The sequence below is a fragment of the Streptomyces sp. Inha503 genome (assembly GCF_047215865.1).
Taxonomy (GTDB): domain Bacteria; phylum Actinomycetota; class Actinomycetes; order Streptomycetales; family Streptomycetaceae; genus Streptomyces; species Streptomyces lycopersici.
In genome coordinates this window covers 5,574,542-5,599,470 of record NZ_CP178360.1, presented here as the reverse complement: position 1 = coordinate 5,599,470, position 24,929 = coordinate 5,574,542, and the positions used below count along the sequence as shown (strand labels likewise).

At 71.9% G+C, this 24,929-nt stretch carries 22 protein-coding genes; 7 read left to right on the top strand and 15 right to left on the bottom strand.

Annotated features, from left to right (window positions below):
• Window positions 1-23 precede the first annotated feature (23 nt).
• Both ACJX2R_RS22995 and bla read left to right on the top strand, forming a co-directional pair.
• Window positions 24-1,301 (top strand): thymidine phosphorylase, encoded by a 1,278-nt coding sequence (locus ACJX2R_RS22995; RefSeq protein ID WP_413101661.1) that lies wholly within the window; start codon window positions 24-26, stop codon window positions 1,299-1,301.
• A 78-nt stretch (window positions 1,302-1,379) separates the two neighbouring features.
• Window positions 1,380-2,279 (top strand): class A beta-lactamase, encoded by a 900-nt coding sequence (bla, locus tag ACJX2R_RS22990; RefSeq protein ID WP_413101660.1) that lies wholly within the window; start codon window positions 1,380-1,382, stop codon window positions 2,277-2,279.
• A 26-nt stretch (window positions 2,280-2,305) separates the two neighbouring features.
• On the opposite strand, the gene ACJX2R_RS22985 is transcribed toward bla, so the two are convergent.
• Window positions 2,306-3,259, bottom strand: coding sequence for a LysR family transcriptional regulator (locus ACJX2R_RS22985; protein ID WP_413101659.1), 954 nt, complete (start codon window positions 3,257-3,259; stop codon window positions 2,306-2,308).
• A gap of 92 nt (window positions 3,260-3,351) precedes the next feature.
• Here ACJX2R_RS22985 and ACJX2R_RS22980 point away from each other — a divergent pair, with 92 nt between their 5' ends.
• A complete protein-coding gene (locus ACJX2R_RS22980; protein ID WP_413101658.1) occupies window positions 3,352-4,683 on the top strand; it encodes an MFS transporter in 1,332 nt (443 codons plus the stop codon).
• Window positions 4,684-5,357: 674 nt separating this feature from the next.
• On the opposite strand, the gene ACJX2R_RS22975 is transcribed toward ACJX2R_RS22980, so the two are convergent.
• The gene (locus tag ACJX2R_RS22975; protein ID WP_413101657.1) at window positions 5,358-6,140 is read right to left on the bottom strand and encodes an alpha/beta hydrolase; all 783 of its coding nucleotides are present in this window, start codon (window positions 6,138-6,140) and stop codon (window positions 5,358-5,360) included.
• A 103-nt stretch (window positions 6,141-6,243) separates the two neighbouring features.
• On the opposite strand from ACJX2R_RS22975, the gene ACJX2R_RS22970 reads away from it, so the two are divergent.
• Both ACJX2R_RS22970 and ACJX2R_RS22965 read left to right on the top strand, forming a co-directional pair.
• A complete protein-coding gene (locus ACJX2R_RS22970) occupies window positions 6,244-7,410 on the top strand; it encodes an adenosine deaminase (RefSeq protein WP_413101656.1) in 1,167 nt (388 codons plus the stop codon).
• Between the two features lie 124 nt (window positions 7,411-7,534).
• Window positions 7,535-7,777, top strand: coding sequence for an ATP-binding protein (locus ACJX2R_RS22965; protein WP_413101655.1), 243 nt, complete (start codon window positions 7,535-7,537; stop codon window positions 7,775-7,777).
• Between the two features lie 119 nt (window positions 7,778-7,896).
• Here the strand turns inward: ACJX2R_RS22965 and ACJX2R_RS22960 are convergent, their stop codons facing one another.
• The 5 genes from ACJX2R_RS22960 to afsQ1 form a co-directional block, all read right to left on the bottom strand.
• Window positions 7,897-8,100 (bottom strand): PspC domain-containing protein, encoded by a 204-nt coding sequence (locus ACJX2R_RS22960; protein WP_020870700.1) that lies wholly within the window; start codon window positions 8,098-8,100, stop codon window positions 7,897-7,899.
• Window positions 8,101-8,160: 60 nt separating this feature from the next.
• Complete coding sequence (locus ACJX2R_RS22955) at window positions 8,161-8,736, bottom strand: VanZ family protein (RefSeq protein ID WP_262699037.1); 576 nt, start codon at window positions 8,734-8,736, stop codon at window positions 8,161-8,163.
• 134 nt (window positions 8,737-8,870) lie between these two features.
• Entirely contained in the window at window positions 8,871-9,485 is a 615-nt protein-coding gene (locus ACJX2R_RS22950; RefSeq protein WP_413101654.1) for a hypothetical protein, read from the bottom strand.
• Window positions 9,482-11,041, bottom strand: coding sequence for an ATP-binding protein (locus ACJX2R_RS22945; protein ID WP_413105933.1), 1,560 nt, complete (start codon window positions 11,039-11,041; stop codon window positions 9,482-9,484). The genes ACJX2R_RS22950 and ACJX2R_RS22945 overlap by 4 nt, the downstream gene beginning before the upstream one ends.
• A gap of 307 nt (window positions 11,042-11,348) precedes the next feature.
• Window positions 11,349-12,026: a two-component system response regulator AfsQ1 gene (gene afsQ1 / locus ACJX2R_RS22940; protein WP_173963281.1), complete on the bottom strand. Its 678-nt coding sequence runs from the start codon at window positions 12,024-12,026 to the stop codon at window positions 11,349-11,351.
• A gap of 201 nt (window positions 12,027-12,227) precedes the next feature.
• On the opposite strand from afsQ1, the gene ACJX2R_RS22935 reads away from it, so the two are divergent.
• Window positions 12,228-13,010 carry a SigE family RNA polymerase sigma factor gene (locus ACJX2R_RS22935; protein WP_413101653.1) on the top strand — a complete coding sequence of 261 codons (783 nt, stop codon included), beginning with the start codon at window positions 12,228-12,230 and terminating at the stop codon, window positions 13,008-13,010.
• Between the two features lie 229 nt (window positions 13,011-13,239).
• Here ACJX2R_RS22935 and ACJX2R_RS22930 read toward each other — a convergent pair whose 3' ends face one another.
• The 7 genes from ACJX2R_RS22930 to deoC all read right to left on the bottom strand — a co-directional run bounded on the left by ACJX2R_RS22930 (window position 13,240) and on the right by deoC (window position 21,411).
• On the bottom strand, window positions 13,240-13,875 hold the full coding sequence (locus tag ACJX2R_RS22930; RefSeq protein ID WP_413101652.1) for an ATP-binding protein: 636 nt from the start codon (window positions 13,873-13,875) through the stop codon (window positions 13,240-13,242).
• Between the two features lie 98 nt (window positions 13,876-13,973).
• Complete coding sequence (locus ACJX2R_RS22925) at window positions 13,974-15,326, bottom strand: MFS transporter (RefSeq protein ID WP_413101651.1); 1,353 nt, start codon at window positions 15,324-15,326, stop codon at window positions 13,974-13,976.
• A gap of 78 nt (window positions 15,327-15,404) precedes the next feature.
• Complete coding sequence (locus ACJX2R_RS22920; protein ID WP_413101650.1) at window positions 15,405-16,325, bottom strand: amidohydrolase family protein; 921 nt, start codon at window positions 16,323-16,325, stop codon at window positions 15,405-15,407.
• Window positions 16,326-16,400: 75 nt separating this feature from the next.
• Window positions 16,401-17,498 (bottom strand): amidohydrolase family protein, encoded by a 1,098-nt coding sequence (locus ACJX2R_RS22915; RefSeq protein WP_413101649.1) that lies wholly within the window; start codon window positions 17,496-17,498, stop codon window positions 16,401-16,403.
• A gap of 588 nt (window positions 17,499-18,086) precedes the next feature.
• Complete coding sequence (locus ACJX2R_RS22910; protein WP_413101648.1) at window positions 18,087-18,950, bottom strand: aldehyde dehydrogenase family protein; 864 nt, start codon at window positions 18,948-18,950, stop codon at window positions 18,087-18,089.
• Window positions 18,943-20,403, bottom strand: coding sequence for an aldehyde dehydrogenase family protein (locus ACJX2R_RS22905; protein ID WP_413101647.1), 1,461 nt, complete (start codon window positions 20,401-20,403; stop codon window positions 18,943-18,945). Before ACJX2R_RS22905 ends, ACJX2R_RS22910 begins: the two co-directional genes overlap by 8 nt.
• 6 nt (window positions 20,404-20,409) lie before the next feature.
• Complete coding sequence (deoC, locus tag ACJX2R_RS22900) at window positions 20,410-21,411, bottom strand: deoxyribose-phosphate aldolase (protein ID WP_413105932.1); 1,002 nt, start codon at window positions 21,409-21,411, stop codon at window positions 20,410-20,412.
• A gap of 137 nt (window positions 21,412-21,548) precedes the next feature.
• Here deoC and ACJX2R_RS22895 point away from each other — a divergent pair, with 137 nt between their 5' ends.
• Window positions 21,549-22,223, top strand: coding sequence for a PH domain-containing protein (locus ACJX2R_RS22895; protein ID WP_413101646.1), 675 nt, complete (start codon window positions 21,549-21,551; stop codon window positions 22,221-22,223).
• Between the two features lie 136 nt (window positions 22,224-22,359).
• Here ACJX2R_RS22895 and ACJX2R_RS22890 read toward each other — a convergent pair whose 3' ends face one another.
• Window positions 22,360-24,150 (bottom strand): phospho-sugar mutase, encoded by a 1,791-nt coding sequence (locus ACJX2R_RS22890; protein ID WP_413101645.1) that lies wholly within the window; start codon window positions 24,148-24,150, stop codon window positions 22,360-22,362.
• Window positions 24,151-24,929: the final 779 nt, after the last annotated feature.

Genomic DNA, 24,929 nt, shown 5'->3' with positions numbered 1-24,929 from the left:
ACGAAAGGCCCCGTACAGCCCCCATGGACGCCATCTCCGTCATCCGCGCCAAGCGCGACGGCACCCGCCTCACCGACGCCCAGATCGACTGGATCATCGACGCCTACACGCGCGGCGACGTGGCGGACGAGCAGATGTCCGCGCTCGCGATGGCGATCTTCCTCAACGGTATGGACCGGGCCGAGATCGCCCGCTGGACCGCCGCGATGATCGCGTCCGGTGAGCGCATGGACTTCTCCTCCCTGCCGCGCCCGACCTCCGACAAGCACTCCACCGGCGGCGTCGGCGACAAGATCACCCTGCCGCTCGCCCCCCTCGTGGCCGCCTGCGGAGCCGCCGTACCGCAGCTCTCCGGCCGGGGCCTGGGCCACACCGGCGGCACCCTGGACAAGCTGGAGTCCATCCCCGGCTGGCGCGCCCAGCTGACCAACGCCGACATGCTGGCCGTCCTCCGCGACGTCGGCTCGGTGATCTGCGCGGCGGGCGAAGGGCTGGCCCGCGCCGACAAGAAGCTGTACGCGCTGCGCGATGTCACCGGCACCGTCGAGTCGATCCCGCTCATCGCCTCCTCGATCATGTCCAAGAAGATCGCCGAGGGCACCGGCTCCCTGGTCCTGGACGTCAAGGTGGGCTCCGGCGCCTTCATGAAGGACATCGACTCCGCGCGCGAACTGGCCACCACGATGGTCGGCCTCGGCAATGACCACGGTGTCCGTACGACCGCCCTGCTCACCGACATGTCCACCCCGCTCGGCCTGACGGCGGGCAACGCCCTCGAGGTCCGCGAGTCCGTGGAGGTCCTGGCGGGCGGCGGCCCGGCCGACGTCGTCGAGCTCACCCTCGCCCTGGCCCGCGAGATGCTGGACGCGGCGGGCCTGAAGGACGCCGACCCCACCAAGGCCCTGGCCGACGGCACCGCGATGGACCACTGGCGCCGCATGATCGCCGCCCAGGGCGGCGACCCGGACGCCCCGCTCCCGGTGGCCCGCGAACAGCACGTCCTCCACGCCGAGTCGACCGGCGTCCTCACCCGTCTGGACGCCTACGCGGTGGGTCTCGCCGCGTGGCGCCTGGGCGCGGGCCGCGCCCGCAAGGAGGACCCGGTTCAGGCGGGCGCGGGAATAGAACTCCACGCCAAACCGGGCGACCACATCACCGCCGGCCAGCCCCTCCTCACCCTCCACACCGACACCCCGTCGGCCTTCCCCTACGCCCTGGAGGCCCTGTCCGACGCGATCGACTACGCGCCCGAGGACACGGAATTCACTGCGAACCCGATCGTTCTGGAACGCATCGCCTGACCCGGGACGTCTCTCGTTGCGTAATGATCACCGCAACGATCAGCGCAACGTTCAGCGCAACGAGAGGACGTCTTCGCCGTGGAGACCATAGGCGCCCGCACATCCCGCCGTGCACTGCTCTCCTTCGGCGCCGGTACGGCACTCGCCGTACTGGTGCCGACCGGGGCGCGGGCCGCGGCGGGGATTCCGGGGCGGATGCGGGAGCTGGAGCGGGAGTACGGGGCGAGGCTGGGGGTGTTCGCGCTCGACACCGGTACGGGGCGGGCCGTGGTGCACCGGGCCGATGAGCGGTTCCCGATCTGTTCGGTCTCCAAGACCCTCGCGGTCGGGGCCGTGCTCAGGGATCTGGACCGGGACGGGGAGTACCTCGCCCGGCGCATCCGCTACACCGAGGACGACGTCAAGACGGCCGGGCACATCCCGATCACCGGTACGCCCGAGAACATCGCGAACGGGCTGACCGTCGAGGAGCTGTGCGCCGCGGCCATCTCCTACAGCGACAACGGCGCCATGAACCTCCTGCTGCGCCGGCTCGGCGGCCCCACCGCGGTCACCCGGTTCTGCCGTTCCCTGGGGGACGGGATCACCCGGCTCGACCGCTGGGAGCCGGATCTGAACTCGGCCGAGCCGGGGCGGGTGACCGACACCACCACCCCGCGCGCCATCGGCCGGACCTACGCCGGGCTCGCCGTGGGCCGCGCCCTGGAGACCGGGGACCGCGAGCGGCTGGCGGGCTGGCTGGTGGCGAACACCACGGGCGACGCGCGCATCCGGGCCGGGGTTCCGGGCGGCTGGACCGTGGGGGACAAGACCGGGACCGGCCGCTACGGCACCACCAACGACGTGGGCATCGCGTGGCCCCCGGACCGGGCGCCGATCGCGCTGGCCGTCCTCTCCACGCGGCCGGAGCAGGACGCCGAGGCCGTCGACCCCCTGATCGCGAAGGCCACCGCGCTGGCGGTCGAAGCGCTCGTCTGACCGCTACGCCGGGTCAGCGGGCCGGCCTACGTCAGCAGCTGGCCCCGGCGGCTCAGCAGGAACCTCTTGAAGGCCGCCACCGGGGGTGTGTCCGGGTGGCCGTCCAGCCAGGCGACGCCGATCTCCCGGACGGCGCGCGGGGCGGTGACGGTCAGCTCGGCCACTCCGGGGCGGGGGACCGCCGGGGGCGGCAGGAGGGCCACGCCGAGGCCCGCGGCGACCAGGCCGCGGAGGGTCTCCGCCTCCTCGCCCTCGAAGGCGATCCTCGGGGTGAAGCCCGCCTCGGCGCACAGCGCGTCCGTGATGCGCCGCAGTCCGTAGCCCGGTTCCAGGGTGACGAACAGCTCCGAGGCGGTCTCGGCGAGGCGGACCCGGCGGCGTCCGGCCAGCCGGTGGTCGTCGGGGACCACCAGCCGAAGCCGCTGTTCGTCCAGGCGGCGGGCGACCAGGTCGGGGGCGTCCGGCACCGGTGAGGTCAGACACAGGTCGAGGCCGCCCGCGCGCATCCGCTCGATCATCGCCTCGCCGTAGTTCTGGACCAGCTGGAAGCGCACCCGCGGATGGTCCACCCGGAAGCTCCGGATCAGGCCGGGCACGGTCTCGGTCCCCAGCGTGTGCAGGAAGCCGAACGAGACCCGGCCCGCCGCGGGGTCGGCGTCGGCCCGTACGGACTCGGCGGCGCGGTCGACCTCGGCGAGGGCCCGTTCGACCGAGCGCAGGAAGGTCCGTCCGGCCGGGGTGAGCGCCACCGTACGGCCACGGCGGGCGAAGAGCGCCACGCCCAGGTCCTCCTCCAGCCGGACCATCGCCCGGCTGAGTGTGGACTGGGGCACCCCCAACTCCTGTGCGGCGCGCGTCACATGCTCATGGCGGGCGACGGCGGCGAACTGGGCGAGGCGCGGAGTGAGCGCGGCGGCCCAGGACTCCGCCTCGACATCCGCCGTCACCGGAATGTCGTTTTCGTAACTGATGCGTGACACGGGCGGCCCTGACCTTTACTCATGTGGCAGTGGATTGATTATCGCCATTCCGTGCATTGGACGCATCAACCGTGGATACGTACGGTCGAACCATGCCTCCTGCCGATACCAGGGCGTTCACCGGGAACCACCGCGTGGACGCCTCCGCTTCGCCGTCCTCGAACCAGAGCCAGAACCCGAACCGGAGCCCGAACCCGGATTCCTCCGAGTCCGAGCGGATGAGCCCGGGCCACCCCGGCTACCTCCGGATGCGGCTCGCCCTCTTCACCGCCGGACTCGCCACCTTCGCCCTGCTCTACTCGACCCAGGCGCTGCTGCCCGCGATCTCCGACGATCTGCGGGTCCAGGCGGACCAGGCCAGCTGGAGCGTCTCCGCGGCCACCTTCGGCCTGGCGCTCGCGGTGGTGCCGCTGAGCGCGCTGTCCGAGCGGTTCGGCCGGCGCGCCATGATGACCGTCTCGCTCACGGTCGCGGTCGCCCTCGCCCTGCTGGTGCCCTTCGCACCGGACCTGGGCTGGCTGATCGGACTGCGCGCGGTGCAGGGCGCGGCGCTGGCCGGGATCCCGGCCTCCGCGATGGCGTACCTCTCGGAGGAAGTCCACCCGAAGGCGCTGATCGGCGCGATCGGGCTGTTCGTGGCCGGTAACAGCGTCGGCGGGATGAGCGGCCGGATCCTCACCGGCTGGGTGGCGGACGCCTGGGGCTGGCGGGCCGCGCTCGCCGCGGTGGGCGTGATGGCGCTGCTGTGCGCGGCGTCCTTCCGGATGCTGCTGCCCAAGGCCCGGCACTTCGCCCCGGCCGAGGTGAGCCCGCGGGCGCTGGCCCGCACCCTCGCCGGGCATCTCTCCGATCCGCTGCTGTGCCGGCTGTACGCGATCGGCGCGCTGTTCATGACGGTCTTCGGCGGGGTCTACACGGTCATCGGCTACCGCCTGGTGGCCGAGCCCTTCGGGCTCTCGCAGAGCCTGGTCGGCTCGATCTTCCTGATCTACCTGGTCGGCACGGTCTCCTCGGCGGCCACCGGCAAGCTCGTCGGCCGGCTCGGGCGGCGCGGCGCGCTGTACGTGGCGGTGTCCACGACGGCGGCCGGGCTGCTGCTGTCCCTGCTGGACTCGATCCCGGCGGTCCTCGCCGGTCTGGTGCTGATCACCGCGGGCTTCTTCGCGGGCCATGCGGCGGCGTCCTCGGCGGTGAGCCGTACGGCCAAGACCGGACGCGCGCAGGCCGCGGCGCTCTACCAGGCGTCGTACTACATCGGCAGCAGCGTGGGCGGTGCGCTGGGCGCCCTCGCCTTCCACGCGGCCGGGTGGGGCGGCACGGTCGCCATGGGTCTGGTGGCGGTCGGCGGCGCGGCGGCGATCACGGTGTACGCGACGCGGAAGGCGCGGGCCGAACGGCGCGACCTGGTCGGCGTCCCCGCCTAGGGGTGTCCGACGGCCCGTGACACCTCCAGCGAGCCTTCCCCCTCCCCGCCCCTCCCCGAAACCGGGGCTCCGCCCCAGCCCCCGGGGCGGATCCGGGGCTCCGCCCCAGACCCCGGGGCGGATCCGGGGCTGCGCCCCAGACCCCAGAGCGGATCCGGGGCTTCGTCCGGGGGCCTGGAGCAGGTCCGGGGCTTTGTCCCGGGCCTCGCGGCGGGTCCGGGGCTGCGCCTCAGACCCCGGGGCGGGTCCGGGGCTGCGCCCCAGACCCCAGGGCGGATCCGGGGTTTCGGCCCCAGGTCCGGGGTTTCGTCCCGGGCCCCGGGGCGGAACTGGGCCTTCATCCCGGGCCCTGGAGCAGGTCCGGGGCTTCGTCCCGGACCTCGGGGCGGATCCCCGGGGCTCCGCTCCAGATTCCGGGGTCCAGGGGCGTAGCCCCTGGTATCGGGAAGGGGCGGGGAGGGGAAAGATCCGCCGGCCCCCCGTAGGCGCTCTGCCAGGACCGACCCCCTGAAGCGCGAAGGGGCCGCCCCGCCACTGTCCGGCGGGACGGCCCCTTCGTCCGGCGGCGCAGGCGCCGAAGCGCGAGATGGCGCGAGATGGCGCGAGACGGCGCCGCACCCGGCAACGAACGCGAACCCCGACGCGCCCCCCACCGCACCTGCGCGGCCAAGCGCTCAGCGCCCCAGATTCGCCCCAAAGCCCGCCGCCAGCGGCATCCGCAGACCCAGCGGCGGGGGAGCCGCCAGCGCGTCGGCCACCGGGCGGGAGAAGCCGGAGTGGAAGAGGGAGCCGAGGAGGAAGTCCGCGGCCAGCGCCTGCACCTCGGAGCGGTGCTGATGCAACCCGTGCCCGTCGGTGTGCACCTCGAAGCGGCACACATCGCGGTTGGCCTTCTTCGCCCGCTCCGCCAGCCGGTAGGACAGCTCGGGGTCGGTGCGCTCGTCGTTCGTGCCGTGGGCGATCAGTACCTGCCGTCCGACCAGTTGCTTCACCGGCTCGGGTTCGAGCACCTCGTCCACCTCGTTCACCTCGTCCGCCGCCGGAAGCCAGGGCGCCAGCGCCACCACCGAGGAGACGGCTTCGTGCCCGGCGGCGCGGAGGGCGGCGCGCCCGCCCATGCCGTGGCCCACGAGGCAGACCGGTACGTCGCCGTAGCGCCGTACCACCTCCTCCACGGCCCACGCCGTATCCGACGCGGGGTCGGCGGCCGCCCCGTTCCAGCCCCGGCGCCGGTAGTGGACGACATGGGCGGCCAGCCCCTCCTCCCGGCCCGCCCGGACCAGCCGCCGGGCCAGCGGCAGTGTGGCGGCCACCGAGAGTCTGGACGGCCGTCTGGTCCCGCTGGGCTCCCCCTCGGGGAGCAGCAGCACCACACCATGTACGGTCGTTCGCGCGGCGGCCGCGCCCATCGGCCGCCCCAGCCGTGCGCCCCGCTCGGGCAACGCTTGCTGAGCCATGGCGACACGATCGCAGAAGGATTGGTGTACTCCACTACCCGTGCGGGTCACTGTTGCGTATCTATCCCTCACGTTCTACGCGCGTAGGGGCTACGCTGCCCAGATGACGAGCGAGCACACCCATGAGCCCACCCCCGAACAGATCCGCCGTGCCCCCAAGGTGCTGCTGCACGACCACCTCGACGGTGGGCTGCGTCCGGGCACCATCGTCGACCTCGCCAGGGAGACCGGGTACGACGCGCTCCCGGAGACCGAGCCCGACAAGCTGGGCATCTGGTTCCGCGAGGCGGCGGACTCCGGGTCGCTCGAGCGCTATCTGGAGACGTTCTCCCACACCGTCGGAGTGATGCAGACCCGCGACGCGCTCGTCAGGGTCGCCGCCGAATGCGCCGAGGACCTCGCCGAGGACGGCGTCGTCTACGCCGAGATCCGCTACGCCCCCGAGCAGCACCTGGAGGGCGGGCTGACCCTGGAGCAGGTCGTCGAGGCGGTCAACGAGGGCTTCCGCCAGGGTGAGCGCCGGGCCTGGGAGAACGGCCACCGCATCCGCGTCGGCGCGCTGCTGACCGCGATGCGCCACGCGGCCCGCGCCCTGGAGATCGCCGAACTCGCCAACCGCTACCGCGACCTGGGCGTGGTCGGCTTCGACATCGCGGGCGCCGAGGCCGGTTTCCCGCCCACCCGGCACCTGGACGCGTTCGAGTATCTGAAGCGGGAGAACAACCACTTCACGATCCACGCGGGCGAGGCGTTCGGACTGCCCTCCATCTGGCAGGCGCTCCAGTGGTGCGGCGCCGACCGGCTGGGCCACGGCGTCCGCATCATCGACGACATCGAGGTCGGGGACGACGGCTCCCTCACCCTCGGCCGCCTCGCCTCGTACGTCCGCGACAAGCGCATCCCGCTGGAGCTGTGCCCGACCTCCAACCTCCAGACCGGCGCGGCCAGTTCCTACGCCGAGCACCCCATCGGGCTGCTCCGCCGGCTGCATTTCCGCGCCACCGTGAATACGGATAATCGTCTGATGAGCGGGACGAGCATGAGCGGGGAATTCCAGCATCTTGTATCAACGTTCCATTACACGCTCGACGACATGCAATGGTTCACGGTCAATGCAATGAAATCGGCCTTCATTCCTTTTGACGAACGTCTGGCGATGATCAATGACGTCATCAAGCCCGGATACGCCGAGCTGAAGTCCGAATGGCTGTTCCGCAATGTGGCCTCCGCGTCGCCTGTGACCAGGGGTTCCGTGCCCGAGGGCGACTGAGCGGGCGCATCCGGCACGGGAGCCGGGCGGGGCGACGGAGGCCGTTTTCGGTGTTTGCGGGCAGCCGAAATCCATGGCTACGTTTCCGTATCGGTCAAGCCCCCGTCTCAAGGACAGATTTCTGATGAAGCAGGGAACCCTCAAGACTCTCGGTGTCATTGCCCTCGGTGCCGCCGCCGTCGTCGCCGGAGGCAGCGCCGCGTCCGCGGCGCCGGTCCCCGGTGGCTCCGCGGGTCGTGTCGCCGCCCCGGGGCAGCCAGCCGGGCCCGCGAAGCCCGCCGCCCCCCAGGCCAAGCCCGCCCAGGGCATGCTGGGGCAGCTCCCGCTGGGAGGTCTGGCGAACACCGGCCTCATCAAGCTGGGCTGATCCCCCACCCGGGCACACGGCCGGGCCGCACATCCCGAAGGGGGTGTGCGGCCCGGCCATTTCCGTATGGGTACCTGGGTGCCTGTGCGGGGTCACGCCGTGGCGTCGGCGCGAGAAGGTCACCACGCCTCGCGGTAGGCGTCCTCCGCCGGAAGCAGGACCCACAGCGCGAGATAGAGCAGGAACTGCGGCCCCGGCAGCAGACACGAGACCACGAAGAGCACCCGCATCGTCGTCGGGGTGGTCCCGAAGCGCCGCGCGAGACCCGCGCAGACACCGGCGATCTTCTTGTCGTGGCGGGGGCGGACCAGCGGTGCGGCCATGATGGGCACTCCTCGTCGTCGGGTGGGCTCGGGAAGAGCTGGTTCCCGATGACCTCAACGCTATGTCCGCGAGCTGGAGGAGACGTCGCTCCACGGTGCGATCCCGACCCTGGGAATCGTCGGGGTCGTGGCCTGGGCGCCGTCCTTCCGGGGGAGGGGGGCCGCGCGGCCCCGGTCGGCCCGGCGGCGGAGCCACGCCCGTACGGCGGGGACCACCAGCACATGCGCGAGGGCGACCCCGACGGTGTTCAGCAGCACCGTGTCCACGTTCATGATCTGCCCGGTCACCTCGCTGCGCAGCAGCGCGAACCCCATGGCCGCCATCGCCCCGGTGAAGGCCGTACGGACCAGCGAGGCCAGCGGATACGCCTCCACCCGGCCCGCGGCCAGCGGCAGCAGCACCCCGAGCGGCGCGAGCAGCAGCAGCCCGCCCCCGATGGACCGGGCGGCCGACCAGGGGCTGAGCGCCAGATCCGCGCGGATGGTGGCCAGTGGTTCGAGGTTCGCCGCGGACACCCAGGGGACGTTCACCGGTCGCAGGGTCAGCCAGCAGACGAACGAGAGGTGTGCCACGAGGAGCACGAAGCCCGCGACGCGGTAGCGGAAGGCGGCCCTGCGGCCGAAAGGACCCTGCACGAAAATCAGGACGCCGCACGCGGGGGTCGCGGTTCCGCCCCCGCCCCGCTGGTCAGCACCTTGTTACCGACAAGTCGCCGACCTGGGACGGGGCGGTACCGACAGGTAACGAATCAGGACACCAGGACCGGAATTCAGGACACCAGCACCCCGGAGTTGACCGCGATCACCGGATTGCGGCGCATCTCCTCGGTGCACTGGTACGCCTTGAGCGGATCCCGCTGGCTGTCCGGGCCGCCGAGTACCACCTTGCCGTCGTCGCCGGCCACCGTGGTGTCCGCGAAGGTACAGACGATCTGGGCGAGCGCCAGGGACTGGATCTCCTCCGGCGGCCGGTTCAGCCGCAGCGCGCTGTCCGGGTCGCCCTTGGCCGGACCGGAGATCTCCACCCAGTCCTCGACCGCCGTGGAGAACCCGGCCGACGCCTCGGCCGCCGTCGGCGGCAGCCGCAACTGCTCCAGCAGCGCCTGGGCGACCCGCACCGGTTCCTGGGACGTCTTCTCGTCGCCCTGCCGGGTGGTCCGGCTCACCGACAGGATCCGCGAGGAGCACAGCAGATAGATCCGTACGGAGACCCGGCCCATCCCCTCGGCGGCCCGCTCCGACTCCGGCGTCCGGCAGGACGCCCGCGAGGGCGCGGCCCCGGCGTCCACCGGTACCGAAGTGCCCCGTATCCCGCACCCGGCCGCCAGCAGCGCGACCGCGCCGGTCAGCAGGAGGGCGGCCGACCGGGTCCAGCGCGCGCTCATGGCCTGCCCTCCTCGTCCCGGCCCCTGCCGGTGCCCTTGCCCTTGCCGGTGCCCTTGCCCTTGGCCCCGCCGCCGTCGCGCCCGCCCCCGGAGGAGCCGTCCCGGTCGTCATCGCGGTCGCGCTCGTCCCCCGCCTCGTCGGAGGCGATCCGGGAGGTGTCCATCGGCAGCCGCAGAGTGAAGACCGCGCCGCCCTCCGGCGAGTTCGCGGCGCCGATGTCGCCGCCGTGGATATGCGCGTTCTCCATCGCGATCGACAGCCCGAGCCCGCTGCCCTCCGAGCGCGGGCGAGACGCGCTCGCCTTGTAGAAGCGGTCGAAGACATGCGGCAGCACATCCTCGGGGATACCGGGACCGTGGTCCCGGACCTTGATCAGCAGCTCGTCGCCGTCGGTGCGCACCGAGACCCGCACCGGCGAGCCGCCGTGCTTGAGCGCGTTCCCGATCAGATTCGCCAGGATCACATCCAGCCGCCGTGGATCCAGCCGGGCCACGATCCCGCGCGCCGCGTCCAGCTCCACCGCGTCCAGCCAGGCGCGGGCGTCGATGCACGCCGTCACCTGGTCGGCGACATCGACGTCGTCGAGCACCAGCCGGGCCGTGCCCGCGTCGAAGCGGGTCACCTCCATCAGGTTCTCCACCAGGTCGTTCAGCCGCCGGGTCTCGCTCACCACCAGCTGCACCGCCGGAGCGATCATCGGGTCGAGCGAATCGGCCTCCTCCTCCAGCACCTCCGTGACGGCCGTGATCGCGGTGAGCGGGGTCCGCAGCTCATGCGACATGTCCGCGACGAAGCGCCGACTGGACGCCTCCCGCCCCGACAGCTCCGCCACCCGCTTCTGTAGCCGCTCCGCCGCCCGGTTGAAGGTGTGGGAGAGATTGGCCAGCTCATCGGAGCCGGAGACCTGGAGCCGGGTGTCCAGATGCCCCTCGCCCAGCCGGTGCGCCGCCTCCCCGAGCCGCTGCACCGGCCGCAGCACCGTGGCCGCGGCGGCCTGCGCCAGCAGCGCGGCGCCGATCAGCGCGAGCCCGGTGGCGATCCCCAGCGACCAGGCCAGGGAGTTCAGATCCTGGCGCTCGGTGTCCAGGGACTTGAGCATGTAGCCGGTCGGCCCGCCGCCGTTCACCTTGGCCCCGCCGACCAGGTACGGGGTGCCGCCCAGCGTGATCCGCTGCCAGTAGAGGTGGTACGGGGCGGTGTTCCCCTTGCCCACCGGGCGCCTCTGGTCCACCGCGCGCCGCAGCGAGGAGGGCACCACATCGAGGGTGAACAGATCCTTGTCCGAGGCCGCCGGGCAGCTTCCGGCGTCCTTCGTCCGGGTGATCAGCAGCACCTCGTACTTCTGGGTGTTGTCCGCCATACGACCCGCCGCCTCGCGCAATTCGGAACAGGTGGGGACGGAGGGCAACGGGTCGGTGTCGTCCTTCAGAGCCTTGCGGAACTCGTCCAGCGCCGCGTCCTGGGTGCGGGTGAGCACCGCGTCCCGGTTCAGCCAGTACGCGATGGCCGACGCGGACACGGCGGCGGTCAGCGCCACCAGGCCGAAGACCAGCATCAGCCGCAGCCGGAGGCTGAACCACCGCAAGAGCCCCGCGGCCCAGCCCCGGGCCCGACCGGGCTCATCGCTCACTGCGCTCAATTCCGTACTTCTCCGCCCCCGTGCGTGCGGCACAACGTATTACTCACTGCGCTGATCCGTTCGCTTCTCCGCCCGTGCGGCGAAGGTGCGGGCATCGCGGTCGTCTGCGGCCCGGCGGCCGCACGTGCGTCGCTCGCGGTGCTGGTTTGTTCGCTTCTCCGCCCGTGCGGCGAAGGTGCGGGCATCGCGGTTGTCTGCGGCCCGGCGGCCGCACGTGCGTCGCTCACTGTGGCGCGTCCAGCCGGTACCCGACCCCGCGCACCGTACGGATCAGAGTCGGCGACGACGGCACGTCCTCCACCTTCGCGCGCAGCCGCTGTACGCATGCGTCGACCAGCCGCGAGTCCCCGAGGTAGTCGTGCTCCCACACCAGCCGCAGCAGCTGCTGCCGGGACAGCGCCTGCCCCGGACGGCGGCTGAGCTCCAGCAGAAGCCGCAGCTCGGTCGGGGTGAGCTGGAGATCCTCGCCGTTCTTGGTGACCGTCATGGCCGCGCGGTCGATCAGCAGATTGCCGAAGGCCGCGGAGTCGTTGGCCTCCCGCTCGCCGCGCCGCAGCACCGCACGGATCCGGGCGTCCAGCACCCGGCCCTGGACGGGTTTGACCACATAGTCGTCGGCACCGGACTCCAGGCCGACCACGACGTCGATGTCATCGCTGCGCGCGGTCAACAGGATGATCGGCAACTGGTCGGTACGGCGGATCCGGCGGCACACCTCGAAGCCGTCGATCCCGGGCAGCATCACATCGAGCACGATCAGATCCGGCCGCTGCTCACGCAGCAGTTTCAGGCCGTCCTCGCCCGTCGCCGCGGTCGCCACACGGTGGCCCTGGCGAGACAGCGAGAGTTCGAGGGCCGTGCGGATGGCGTCGTCGTCCTCGATCAGCAACAGGAAAGGCACGTTGGTCATTCTGGCCTACAAGGGGCCTGTAGTTCGACCGTCAGGGGTTTATCGGTCCGATCGCCTGTGACGAGCCTGTGACAGTCGACAGACACCCCCATGAAACTGGCCCGGCAAAGTCTTCTGTGCACCGGGCGGAACACCACCGGCCGGGGCAGCCAGAAGCCAGACCGACCAGGCTCCATCGACGGGGGGCGCGAAATGAGCACACTGCACTTCTCCACCACCAGCGCAGTTCGCACGCGCCTCCACGACGCCGGGCGGGGCAATGAGAAGTCCGGTGCCGTGAGCGGGCGGGGGTGCGCTCGCGGCGCCGGGCGTCAGCGGCCTCCTTACATGGTGGCCATTGACGCGATCACGGGGGACAAGGAGGCCGGTCACGGCCTCGGGGGGGACAACGGGGGACCGGGGGGCCACGGGGGAGGCTCGTACGGGGAGGCAGAGGGGGAGCGGCGCACCACGTCGGAGGCGGAGTTCACCGCCTATGTCCAGGAGCGCCGCGCCTCCCTGTACGCAACCGCCTACCACCTGACCGGGGACCGCTTCGAGGCCGAGGACCTGCTCCAGAGCGCGCTGTTCTCGACCTACCGGGCCTGGGACCGGATCAGCGACAAGGCGGCGGTCGGCGGCTATCTGCGCCGCACCATGACCAATCTGCACATCAGCGCCTGGCGTCGGCGGAAGCTCAACGAATACCCGACGGAGGAGCTGCCGGAGACGGTCGGCGACCACGACGCTATGCGCGGCACCGAGCTGCGCACCGTGCTGTGGCAGGCCCTGGCCCGGCTGCCCGAGCTTCAGCGCACGATGCTGGTGCTGCGCTACTACGAGGGCCGGACGGATCCGGAAATCGCGGACATCCTGAACATCAGCGTCGGAACGGTCAAGAGCAGCATCTGGCGCTCGCTGCGCCGGCTGCGCGAGGACGAGAGCCTCAGCTTCGGCCGTGACGAGGAGGAGTCCTTCGGCGAACTGGTCGCCTGACGGCGGCGGGGACGATCGAAGGCGGGGGAAAATCGGGGGATACGGGGGAAATGGGAGGGAGAAATCGGGGGAGCACGGGGGAAACAGGTGCGAGGCCGGACAGCCGAGGGGGGATGTCCGGCCTCGCACCTTTTTGGCCGCGTGGCGACGTTGGCCGCGTGGCCGCGTCGGTTGCGTGGCCGCGTTGGCCGCATGGCCAAAAAGGTGCGAGGTCGCGTTGGCCGCGCGGCTATACGGACGCCTTCTGGCCGGGGGCGGGGATCCGCTCTCCCGCCGCCGCTATCCGGCCCAGCGCCACGTGCTTGCCGCACGCGTACGCGCCCAGTGCCGTCTGACGGGCCACGATCCCGCGCTCCGCGCGCATCAGCCGCCAGCCGCGCCGCAGCAGATAGAGCGCGGGCTTACGGCCCTCCCGTAGATCGCGCAGCAGTCTGCGCCGGAACGTGGTGGACGGGCGGCCGCGCAGACAGATCGCGTCCGCGAGCACCCCGAGATCGGCACACCGACCGACGATATCGGCGGCGAAGATCCCCTCGGCGATGAACAGCGGCGCCCGCCCGATGTCCAGCGCCTCCTCGCCGACGCGGGCGCTGGTGGCGATGTCGTACAGCGGCACGGTCGTACCGGACGTACGGCACAGCTCCTCGATGGCCGCGACCGCCGCGTCCGCGTCCCAGGACAGCGGCGAGTCCCAGTCGGCGCCGCCGCCGTCGGGGAGTTGGGGGAGCGTCGGGTCGCCGCTCTCCTTGTAGAAGTCGTCGAGGTTGAGTACGGGCAGCCCGGTGCGGGCCGCGAGGGAGGACTTGCCCGAACCCGAGGGGCCGGAGAGCAGGACGACACGGGCGGAAGGCGGTTGGCTGGTCACGGAACACCAGTGTGACGCATCCTTTCTTCCGCGTGACCCCCGCGTAACCGTCTGCCTGGCCGTCGACCCGGACCACCCGTTGTGGCCCCGGCCCGCCGTCAGACGACCGTGCGTGGCCGTTCCGCCGCCGCCGTACGGGCCGGGCGGGTCCGGGGGCCGAAGACCGCCAGGACCAGGGCGCCCAGGAGCCAGGTGCCCGCGATGAAGAAGAAGACGCTCTGATAGCCGGTGCCGTGGTAGAGGGCGGCGATGATCAGCGGCCCCGCGGCGTTCGAGAGCCGCCCGAGTCCGTAGGAGACGCCCGTCCCCAGCGAGCGGCCGCGGGTGTCGAACAGCTCGGGCGAGTAGGCGTAACCCAGCGCCGTGTAGCCGCGTTCGAAGAGGTTCACCAGGAAGCCGAAGACCACGATCAGGGCCGGGTTGAAGGTCAGCCCGTACAGCAGACCGCACAGCGCGATCACCACGCCGAAGGCCACCAGACACCATTTGCGTTCGAACCGGTCGGTGACCAGGGAGGCCAGGAACGAGCCGAGCGGCGCGCCCACGGTGGTGAGGGCCACGTAGAAGACCGACTTCTCGACGCTGAAGCCCTCCTTGGCCAGCAGGGTCGGCGCCCAGCTCGAGTAGCCGAAGAAGCCGATGGTCTGGGTCACCCACAGGACGGTGAGCAGCGCGGTCGGCCCGAGGTACCTCTTCTTCAGGAGGAGGCGGGGCGACGCCTTGGCGGGGCGGGTCTCGTCGATCGGCGGCGCGGGCTCGGGAAGCGGGCCCTTCTCGGCGGCGACGCGGGCCTCGATCTCACCGAGGACCGCCTCCGCCGCGTCGTACTCGCCCCGGCTCTCGTGCCAGCGGGGGGACTCCTTCAGATGCCGGGTGAAGAGGACGAAGAGGAGGCCGAGCGAGCCCCACAGATAGACCAGCCGCCAGGACCAGTCGCTGAGCGGTACGACGGCGCTGGCGATGAGGTTGGTGGCCGGGGTGCCGCAGATGCCGATGACGATGGCGTACGCCTGGAACTTGCCGCGTACGGCGGACGGATAGATCTCGTTGACGTAGATCACCGCCACGACGGTCATCGCGGACAGCCCCGCCGAGGTCAGCACCCGGAAGACGCCCAGCGAGACGACGTCCCAGGAGAAGGCCGAGGCGAGCGAGAAGACCCCGAAACACAGTGTGGTCTGGACCAGCGCCTTCTTGCGCCCCCAGCGGTCGGCGAGGGTGCTCGCGACCACGGAGCCGATGAACATGCCCACGAACGACAGCGAAGTGACATAGGCGATCTGGTCGACCGTGATGCCCCAGAGGTCGATGAGCTGGGGAGCGGTGGTGGCGAAGGTGTTGATGTCCGCGAACTCGAAGAAGTAGGCGAAGGAGACGGCCAGCAAGGTGATCTTGTGGAACCGGGAGATGGGGAGTCTGTCCAGCCGGTTCACCGCATTGGAGTGCTGCATGGGCGGCCCTTGTCGAAGAGGCGGGGAGGGGGGCGGAGCGGGGGGTTCGGGGGCGTTGGGGGCGTCGGGGGAGTGGGATCAGGCGCCTTCGCCGGGCCAGTAGAGCCGCATGGGGTTGTCGACCAGCAGCTTCCGCCGCTGCTCGGCGGTGACCGCCACCTGGGGCACGTAGTCGACCAGCAGCCCGTCGTCGGGCATATGGGCGGTGAGGTTGGGATGCGGCCAGTCCGTGCCCCACAGCACCCGGTCGGGGAACTCCTCGATCGCGCGGCGGGCGAAGGGCACCACATCGGTGTACGGGCGCGGCTCGGCGTCCAGGGCCGGGGGGCCGGTGACGCTCAGGCGCTCGGGGCAGGTCACCTTCACCCACACCTCATTGCGTTCGGCGAACCGCAGGAAGCGGGTGAAGCCCGGCCCGTCCGCCGCTTCGGTCACGTCCGGCCGCCCCATGTGGTCCACGACGAGCGGGGTGGGCAGGGAGCTGAAGAAACGTTCCAGCTCGGGTAGGTCGGCGCTTTCGAAGTAGAGGACGACATGCCAGCCGAACGGGGCGATCCGCCGGGCGACGGCGGCCAGCGCGTCCTGGGGCGCGGCGTCGGCCAGCCGCCTCAGGAAGGTGAAACGCACCCCGCGCACCCCCGCCGCGTCCAGCCGGCGCAGCTCGGCGTCGGTGACATCCGGGCGTACGGTCGCGATGCCACGCGCCCGGCCGCCGGACGCCTGGACGGCGTCGACCATGGCGCTGTTGTCCGCGCCGTGACAGGTCGCCTGGACGATCACATTGCGGGCGATCCCGAGGTGGTCGCGGAGGGCGAAGAGGTCGTCCTTGCCGCCGTCGCAGGGCGTGTACTTCCGCTCGGGCGCGAAGGGGAACGCGGCCTGCGGGCCGAAGACATGGCAGTGGGTGTCGACGGTGCCCCGCGGGAGGGCGAAGGCGGGCCGGGACGGGTCGGGATGCCAGTCCAGCCAGCCCGGGGTCTTGGGGGAGAGCGTGCTCATGAGGGCTCCTCTGGGCGGTGGGCGGCCCTGCGGTCGTTGGGGAACCCGGGCGGATGGACGGACGCGCGCGTCATCTCAGCGGCCCTGTTTCGACGGGCGGCCCTGTTGTGTCAGGCGGTCCTGTGCCGTCGGGCTGTCCTGGTCCGTCGGGCGGCCCTGCTTTGTCAGCAGGGCGTCCAGACGGGGGTAGACGGTACGGGCATTGCGTTCGAAGACGCCGGTCAGCTCGTCCGCGTCGAGCCCGGCGGCCTCGGCGTAGCGGCGGGTGTCGTCGAAGTGCCGACCGGTCCGGGGGTCGATGTCGCGGACGGCGCCGATCATCTCCGAGGCGAAGAGGATGTTCCGGGCCGGGATGACATCGAAGAGCAGGTCGATACCGGGCTGGTGATAGACGCAGGTGTCGAAGAAGACATTGCCCAGGACATGCTCCTCCAGGGGCGGCTTGCCGAGGGCCATCGCCAGTCCGCGGAACCGGCCCCAGTGATACGGAACGGCGCCGCCGCCATGCGGGATGATCAGCCGCAGGGTGGGGAAGTCGGTGAACAGATCGCCCTGCACCAGCTGCATGAACACCGTCGTATCGGCGTTGAGGTAGTGCGCTCCGGTGGTGTGGAAGGCGGGGTTCACGCTGGTGCTCACGTGCACCATCGCCGGAACGTCGTACTCCACCAGCTTTTCGTAGACCGGGTACCACGAGCGGTCGGTCAGCGGCGGGGCCGTCCAGTGGCCGCCCGAGGGGTCGGGGTTGAGGTTGACCGCCACGGCCCCGTACTCCTCCACGCAGCGGACGAGTTCGGGCAGGCAGGTGACCGGATCGACGCCCGGCGACTGCGGGAGCATCGCGGCGGGTGCGAAGCGCTCCGGGTAGAGCGCGCTGACGCGGAAGCAGAGCTCGTTGCAGAGCGCCGCCCACTCGGAGGAGGTGTGGAGATCGCCGATGTGGTGGGCCATGAAGGACGCCCGGGGCGAGAAGACCGTCAGGTCGATGCCGCGCTCGTCCATCAGCCGCAGCTGATTCGGCTCGATGCTCCGGCGCAGCTCGTCGTCGCCGATGCGGAGGTCGGCGCGGGAGGGGGTGCGGGCGGGGTCGGTGAGTCCGTCGATCTGCTGGGTGCGCCATGCCTCCAGCGCTGGGGGCGCGGTGGTGTAGTGGCCATGGCAGTCGATGATCATTCGCTTGTTCCTTCGTGGCGTGCGGTTCCTGGCAACCTAACTGTCGATGAAATTGTTGACAATATGTGCGACGAAAAAGGCCCCGCGATGTCCGGGGTGCGGATGTCGCGGGGGCACTCGGTGCGGAAGAGGGCGCGGGGTGATGACGCTTGCGGCGGGCTGTTCCCTTCCCCGCCCCTCCCCACAACTGGGGCTCCGCCCCAGCCCCCGGCCGGTTCGCTGACCGCGATGACGATCGGTTCGCCGACCCGGCGGGGGTCTGGGGCGGGAGCGGAACCGGGGCTCTGCCCCGGGCCCCGGTCGGGTGATCCGGGTGTGGGCGGGCGGCCGTCTGGCCGGCCGTTGGGTCGGCGGGCCGACCGTGATCGGCCCGCCGGTGCAGGTGTTCACTCCCTCACCGCCCGCCCGCGGACACCCTGGTTCCCTGCTCACCGGCCAGCCGTTCGGCCACCGCGTCGCGGGTGGCGTGGTCGGGGTTCCGGCCGGTTCGCTGACCGTGATGACGGTCGGTTCGCCGACCCGGCGGGGGCTGGGGCGGAGCCCCAGTTGCGGGAAGGGGCGGGGAGGGGGAAGACCCGGCTGGCGGGGCTAGGCGCCCATTGGGTGCCACACCGTCTTCGTCTCCAGGAAGGCCAGCAGCCGGGTCGTGCCGGGGTCGGTGGTCCAATCCACAGGGTGTGGACGCAGGACGCGCTTGAGGTTGTCCGCGGCGGCCTGCTCCAGCTCGGTCGCGAGCTCCGGGTCCGCGCCGGCGAGGTCGATCGCGTTGACGTCCTGGTGCGCGGCCAGCGGCGCGGCGATCTCCGCCGTGCGGCCGGACAGGACGTTGACCACGCCGCCCGGGAGGTCGGAGGTGGCCAGGACCTCGGCTAGGGAGAGGGCGGGGAGTGGGGCGCCCTCGGCGGCGATGACCACGGTCGTGTTCCCGGTGACGATCGCCGGGGCGATCACCGACACCAAGCCCAGGAACGACGAGTCCTGGGGCGCGAGGAGCGCGACGACGCCGGTCGGCTCGGGGGAGGAGAGGTTGAAGTACGGCCCGGCCACGGGGTTGGCGGACCCGGCGATCTGGGCCGTCTTGTCGGACCAGCCCGCGTACCAGACCCAGCGGTCGATCGCCGCGTCCACCTGCGCGGTGGCCTTGGGCTTCGACAGGCCCTCGGCGTCGGCGACCTCGCGGATGAACTGGTCGCGGCGCCCCTCCAGCATCTCGGCGACGCGGTAGAGGATCTGGCCCCGGTTGTAGGCGGTGGCACCCGACCAGCCGCCGAACGCCTTGCGCGCCGCGACGACCGCGTCCCGGGCGTCCTTGCGGGAGGCCAGCGGGGCGTTGGCCAGCCACTTGCCCTTTGCGTCGGTCACCTCGTACACCCGCCCGCTCTCCGAGCGTGGGAACTTGCCGCCCACGAACAGCTTGTAGGTCTTCAGGACCGAGAGTCGGTTGTCAGACATCGAGGTACGCCTCCAGGCCGTGGCGACCGCCTTCACGGCCGTATCCGGACTCCTTGTAGCCGCCGAACGGGGAGGCCGGGTCGAACTTGTTGAAGGTGTTGGACCACACCACGCCCGCCCGGAGCTGGTTCGCCATCCACAGGATGCGCGAGCCCTTCTCCGTCCAGATGCCCGCCGACAGCCCGTACGGCGTGTTGTTGGCCTTGGCCACGGCCTCTTCGGGGGTGCGGAAGGTGAGCACCGAGAGCACCGGGCCGAAGATCTCCTCGCGGGCGATCCGGTGGGCCTGGGTGACGCCGGTGAAGAGGGTGGGCGCGAACCAGTAGCCGGAGCTGGGCAGTTCGCACCGCGGGGCCCAGCGCTCGGCGCCCTCGGCCTCGCCCGCGTCGGCCAGGGCGCGGATCCGGGCCAGTTGCTCGGCGGAGTTGATGGCGCCGATGTCGGTGTTCTTGTCGAGCGGGTCGCCCACGCGCAGGGTGCTCATCCGGCGCTTGAGCGCGTCGAGCAGCTCGTCCTGGACGGACTCCTGGACCAGGAGGCGGGAGCCCGCGCAGCAGACATGGCCCTGGTTGAAGAAGATGCCGCCGACGATGCCCTCGACCGCCTGGTCGATGGGGGCGTCGTCGAAGACGATGTTCGCGGCCTTGCCCCCGAGTTCGAGGGTGACCTTCTTCCTCGTACCGGCCACCGTACGGGCGATGGCCTTGCCGACCTCGGTGGAGCCGGTGAAGGCCACCTTGTCGATACCGGGGTGGGCGACCAGCTCGGCGCCGGTCGAGCCGTCGCCGGTGACGATGTTCACCACGCCCTTGGGCAGGCCCGCCTGACGGCAGATGTCCGCGAAGAACAGGGCGCTGAGGGGGGTGGTCTCGGCGGGCTTCAGTACGACCGTATTGCCGGTCGCGAGCGCCGGGGCGATCTTCCAGGCCAGCATCAGGAGGGGGAAGTTCCAGGGGATGATCTGACCGGCGACGCCCAGGGGCCGGGGGGCCGCCCCGCTCGTGCCGTTCAGCGGGCTACGCCCGCGGACAGCGTACGCCAGCTTGTCGGCCCAGCCCGCGTAGTAGAAGAAGTGCGCCGCGACCAGCGGCAGATCGGCGTCGCGCGACTCGCGGATCGGCTTCCCGTTGTCCAGCGACTCCAGCACCGCAAGCTCCCGCGAGCGCTCCTGGATGATCCGCGCGATGCGGAAGAGGTACTTGGCGCGCTCCGCGCCGGGGAGCGCCGACCACGACTCGAACGCCTTACGGGCGGCCCTCACCGCGCGGTCCACGTCCTCGGCGTTGGCCTGGGCGACCTCGGAGAGCACCTCCTCGGAGGACGGGGAGAGGGTCTTGAAGACCTTGCCGTCGCCCGCCTCGGCGAACTCCCCGTCGATGAACAGGCCGTAGGACGGGGCGATGTCGACGACCGCGCGGGACTCGGGCGCGGGTGCGTACTCGAAAACTGGCATGGCGTATCAGTCCACCGTCACGTAGTCGGGACCGGAGTACCGGCCGGTGCTCAGCTTCTGGCGCTGCATGAGCAGATCGTTGAGCAGGCTGGAGGCGCCGAAGCGGAACCACTCCGGGGAGAGCCACTCGTCGCCCAGCGTCTCGTTGACCATCACCAGGTACTTGATCGCGTCCTTGGAGGTGCGGATGCCGCCCGCGGGCTTCACGCCCACCTGTACGCCGACCGCGGCGCGGAAGTCCCGGACCGCCTCCAGCAGGACGAGGGTGACGGGCGGGGTCGCGTTGACGGCCACCTTGCCGGTGGAGGTCTTGATGAAGTCCGCGCCCGCGAGCATCGCCAGCCAGGAGGCGCGGCGGACGTTGTCGTACGTCTGGAGCTCACCGGTCTCGAAGATGACCTTGAGGTGGGCCGCGGTACCGCTGCCGTCCTCGCGCACGCACGCCTCCTTCACCTGCCGGATCTCCTCGAAGACCTCGAGGTAGCGGCCGGAGAGGAAGGCACCGCGGTCGATCACCATGTCGATCTCGTCCGCCCCGGCGGCCACCGCGTCCCGGGTGTCGGCCAGCTTGACCGGCAGCGAGGCCCGGCCGGAGGGGAATGCGGTGGCGACGGCGGCCACATGGATGCCGCTGCCGGTCAGGGCCTCCTTGGCGGTGGCCACCATGTCGCCGTAGACGCAGATCGCCGCGACCTTCGGGGTGGTGCGGTCGGTGGGGTCGGGGTTGATCCCCTTGGCGCAGAGCGCCCGGACCTTGCCCGGGGTGTCGGCACCCTCGAGGGTCGTCAGGTCGATCATCGAGATCGCCAGGTCGATGGCGTACGCCTTCGCCGTGGTCTTGATCGAGCGGGTGCCGAGGGTCGCGGCACGGGCCCGCAGGCCGACCGCGTCGACGCCCGGCAGGCCGTGCAGGAAGCGGCGCAGCGCGCCGTCGCCGGCGGTCACGTCCGCCAGCGACGCGAGTCGCTCCGCGGCCTCCTTGCCGTATGCGGGAACTGTGGTGGGCATGGTCACCAGATGAGCATATCTACGCGCGTAGTCGGATGTCACCCCCGGGCCTGGAATCGATCGCGGGCTGGGGACGAGCGATCCCGCGTCCGCCCTGAGCGCTCCCCGCCCCGTGAGTGTGGTGCACAATCGGGCGCATGACGAGCCCGGACGACGACTCCACCCCCGCTGCCTCCAGCTCCGCTTCCTCCGATGCCGAGACCGAGACCTTCTCGGACCGGATCTACCGCTCCCCGAGCGGTATCGCGGGCGGAGTGCTGCTGCTCGGGCTCAGCGGCTGGCTGGGCATCGACGCGATGATCCGGGGCGAGGGCCGGACGCCGTGGCTGGCGCTGGCCGGTCTGTTCTTCGCGGTGCCGGTCGTGATCGCCTTCACGGTGCGCCCGGCCGTGTACGCGGGGCGGGACCGGCTGCTCGTCCGCAACCCGTTCCGTACGATCACGCTGCCCTGGGCCTCGGTCGAGGGGCTGCGCGCCGGCTACACCAGCGAGGTGCTCGCGGGCGGGGCCACCTACCAGCTGTGGGCGATCCCGGTCTCGCTGCGCCAGCGCAAGCGGGCCGCCCGGCAGCAGGCCAGGGCGGCCTCCGAGGACCCCTTCGGCACCACGTCCGCCCATGTCGCGGCCGCCAAGCCCGACGAGGACCGCCGGGCCCCCTCCGACGCGGCCATCGGCGACCTGCGCGAGATGGCCGAACTCAACGCCCAGCGCGAGGGCGCCCAGGGGGCGCCGGAGGTGCGCTGGGCCTTCGAGGTCATCGCGCCGACGCTGGCGGGCGCGGTGCTGCTGGGCGTCATGCTGGCGATCGGCTGAGAGCGGGGCCCGGCAGGCTGCCCCTCGGGCCCGGCAGGCTGACCCCAGGCCCCGGCCCGGCAGGCTGACCCCTGGGCCCGGCCCGGCGGGCTGGTCCCCGGGGCCTTCGGGCCTCGGGGAAGACCCTGCTTCGGCCTTACTGGTCGCCGTGGGCGGCGGCCACGGGTGCGGCAGCCGGTGCGTCCGCGGCCGGGCCCGCCCCTACGGCTGCGGCCGGGGCCTCCGGGGGCTGGATTCCCGCCGCCGCCGAGAGGTCCGTCTTGAGCGCGGCCAGCACGGTGTCCGCCGCGGCGCGGGCCGGAGTGAGGGCGTGGGCGGCGGGCACGTCGACGACCACCTCCAGATAGCACTTCAGCTTCGGCTCGGTGCCGCTGGGCCGGACGACCACACGGGCGCCGCGGACGCTTTCCTTCCCGGCGAGCTGATAGCGCAGGCCGTCCGTCGGGGGCAGGGTGTCCGTACCCCGCGTCAGATCCTCCGCCGAGGTCACGGCGAGCCCCGCGAGCTCGGTGGGCGGCTGTTCGCGCAGCCGCTTCATCGCGGTGCCGATCACGGAGAGGTCGGTGACCCGGACGGAAAGCTGGTCGGTGGCGTGCAGCCCGTGGGCCACCGCGATGTCGTCCAACAGATCCGCGAGGGTGCGGCCCTGCTCCTTGAGCTCCGACGTCAGCTCGGCCACGAGCAGCGCGGCCGTGATGCCGTCCTTGTCGCGTACGCCTTCCGGATCCACGCAGTAGCCGAGCGCCTCCTCGTACGCGTAGCGCAGCCCGTCCACCCGGGCCAGCCACTTGAAACCGGTCAGCGTCTCGGCGTACGGCAGCCCCGCGTCGTCCGCGATCCGGGCCAGGAGCGACGACGAGACGATCGTGGTCGCGAACGCGCCGCGGGCGCGCTTGTGGACGAGGTGGGTGGCGAGGAGCGCGCCGACCTCGTCCCCGCGCAGCATCCGCCAGCTCGCGGCGTCCGTGGGCGCCGTGGGGTTCGTGATCGTGGGGATGGCGACGGCGCAGCGGTCGGCGTCCGGGTCGTTGGCGATGATGATGTCCGGCGCGACCCTGCGGGCCGTGGCGAAGGCCAGGTCCATCGCCCCCGGCTCCTCCGGGTTGGGGAACGCGACGGTCGGGAACGCCGGGTCGGGCTCCGCCTGCTCGGGCACGACCGCGGGCTCGGCGAACCCGGCGCGATGGAACGCCGCGGTGAGGGTCTCGCGGCCGACGCCGTGCAGCGGGGTGTAGACGACGCGGGCGTTCCGGGGCGAACCCGGGGTGAGAACGGCGTCGGTCCGCGCGAGGTACGCCTCCAGTACGTCGTCGTTCAGCGTCTCCCAGCCGGTCTCGGGCCGGGGCACGTCGTCCAGGCTGCGGATCGCCTCGATCTCGGCCGCGATCTCGGCGTCGGCGGGCGGCACGATCTGGGAGCCGTCGCCGAGGTAGACCTTGTAGCCGTTGTCGCGCGGCGGGTTGTGGCTCGCGGTGACCTCGACTCCGGCGATCGCGCCGAGGTGGCGGATGGCGAACGCGAGGACGGGCGTGGGGAGGGGGCGGGGCAGAACGGCGGCGCGGAAACCGGCACCGGTCATGACGGCGGCGGTGTCGCGGGCGAACTCGGCGCTCTTGTAGCGGGCGTCGTACCCGACGACGACCAGCCCTTGACCTTTCCGGTCGTCCCGCTCGTGGTACGTGCGCAGATACGCGGCGAGCCCGGCGGCGGCGCGGATGACGACGGCGCGGTTCATCCGCATGGGCCCGGCCCCGAGCTCACCCCGGAGACCGGCGGTACCGAACTGCAACGTGCCGGAGAACCGCTCGGCGATCGCGTCCACGGCATCGTCCTCGAGCAGCTTCCCGAGCTCATCCCGCGTCTCGGGATCGGGATCCTCGGCAAGCCATGCGCGAGCCTGGGCGATGAGATCGGGCTCCGTGGCCATGGGGGCCTCCTGGGGGGTGGTCGTATGGGTGGTGCGGGGGTGCGCGTTGCGGTTTGCGGGTGCCGGTGCGGGGGTGCGCGTTGCGGGGTGCGGGTGCGTTGATGGTTGCTGGGGTGCGCGGTGGGTTCGTGGTCGGGTGCGGGGGCGGGGCCTCCGGGGCGGGGCTCTGGACCGTATATTTACGGCGCCATTAGCCGGGGACTTGCGTGGGCCGGAGATTGGCGCCACAAATACACGTAAGCGTCCAGAACCCCGCCCCTCCGACCCCGCCCCCTCCCGAGCGTCGGCGACCGCGCCCCGGTGGCACGAGCCCCGGCCGGTTTCCGGACCGTCCGAGGGCTGGGTGCGTTCCCGTCCCGCGCCTCTCGCCAGCGACCGTGCCCGGTCCCGTCCGGGGGGTGCGCCTCCGTCCCTCGGCCTCGCCGGTGACCGTGCCTGCGCCTCGTCGGCATCCGTACCCGCCCGGGGCGAGCCACCGATGGCCTCGGCGGCGGGACTGCCACCCGCCCCCGAGAAGCGGCTCGTGCCACTCGCGGGTCGGACCACTGGCGGGGGCCGCTGCCTCGGGGCGAGCCGGAGACGGCAAAGGCGCTCGTACCACTCACGGGTAGCCGTGAGACGGAGGGCGGTACCCACTCCCGTCCGGCAGCCGGGCCCTGGAGGCGATCCGGAGCCGGAGAAGAGGCCCCGGGCGAGTCGGAGACGGAGAGGCTGCCACTCGCGGGTGGCCGCTGAAGCGGGGTGGGCCGGGAACGGACGAGAGGCGTCCGGGCCACTCG

Excerpts from the sequence above, each read along its gene's own strand:
- ACJX2R_RS22995 (WP_413101661.1), top strand. The coding sequence starts at position 24 with ATGGACGCCATCTCCGTCATCCGCGCCAAGCGCGACGGCACCCGCCTC.
- ACJX2R_RS22980 (WP_413101658.1), top strand. The coding sequence starts at position 3,352 with ATGCCTCCTGCCGATACCAGGGCGTTCACCGGGAACCACCGCGTGGAC.
- ACJX2R_RS22975 (WP_413101657.1), bottom strand. The coding sequence starts at position 6,140 with ATGGCTCAGCAAGCGTTGCCCGAGCGGGGCGCACGGCTGGGGCGGCCG.
- ACJX2R_RS22970 (WP_413101656.1), top strand. The coding sequence starts at position 6,244 with ATGACGAGCGAGCACACCCATGAGCCCACCCCCGAACAGATCCGCCGT.
- ACJX2R_RS22965 (WP_413101655.1), top strand. The coding sequence starts at position 7,535 with ATGAAGCAGGGAACCCTCAAGACTCTCGGTGTCATTGCCCTCGGTGCC.
- ACJX2R_RS22960 (WP_020870700.1), bottom strand. The coding sequence starts at position 8,100 with ATGGCCGCACCGCTGGTCCGCCCCCGCCACGACAAGAAGATCGCCGGT.
- ACJX2R_RS22950 (WP_413101654.1), bottom strand. The coding sequence starts at position 9,485 with ATGAGCGCGCGCTGGACCCGGTCGGCCGCCCTCCTGCTGACCGGCGCG.
- ACJX2R_RS22945 (WP_413105933.1), bottom strand. The coding sequence starts at position 11,041 with ATGCTGGTCTTCGGCCTGGTGGCGCTGACCGCCGCCGTGTCCGCGTCG.
- ACJX2R_RS22935 (WP_413101653.1), top strand. The coding sequence starts at position 12,228 with ATGAGCACACTGCACTTCTCCACCACCAGCGCAGTTCGCACGCGCCTC.
- ACJX2R_RS22925 (WP_413101651.1), bottom strand. The coding sequence starts at position 15,326 with ATGCAGCACTCCAATGCGGTGAACCGGCTGGACAGACTCCCCATCTCC.
- ACJX2R_RS22920 (WP_413101650.1), bottom strand. The coding sequence starts at position 16,325 with ATGAGCACGCTCTCCCCCAAGACCCCGGGCTGGCTGGACTGGCATCCC.
- ACJX2R_RS22915 (WP_413101649.1), bottom strand. The coding sequence starts at position 17,498 with ATGATCATCGACTGCCATGGCCACTACACCACCGCGCCCCCAGCGCTG.
- ACJX2R_RS22910 (WP_413101648.1), bottom strand. The coding sequence starts at position 18,950 with ATGTCTGACAACCGACTCTCGGTCCTGAAGACCTACAAGCTGTTCGTG.
- ACJX2R_RS22905 (WP_413101647.1), bottom strand. The coding sequence starts at position 20,403 with ATGCCAGTTTTCGAGTACGCACCCGCGCCCGAGTCCCGCGCGGTCGTC.
- deoC (WP_413105932.1), bottom strand. The coding sequence starts at position 21,411 with ATGCCCACCACAGTTCCCGCATACGGCAAGGAGGCCGCGGAGCGACTC.
- ACJX2R_RS22895 (WP_413101646.1), top strand. The coding sequence starts at position 21,549 with ATGACGAGCCCGGACGACGACTCCACCCCCGCTGCCTCCAGCTCCGCT.
- ACJX2R_RS22890 (WP_413101645.1), bottom strand. The coding sequence starts at position 24,150 with ATGGCCACGGAGCCCGATCTCATCGCCCAGGCTCGCGCATGGCTTGCC.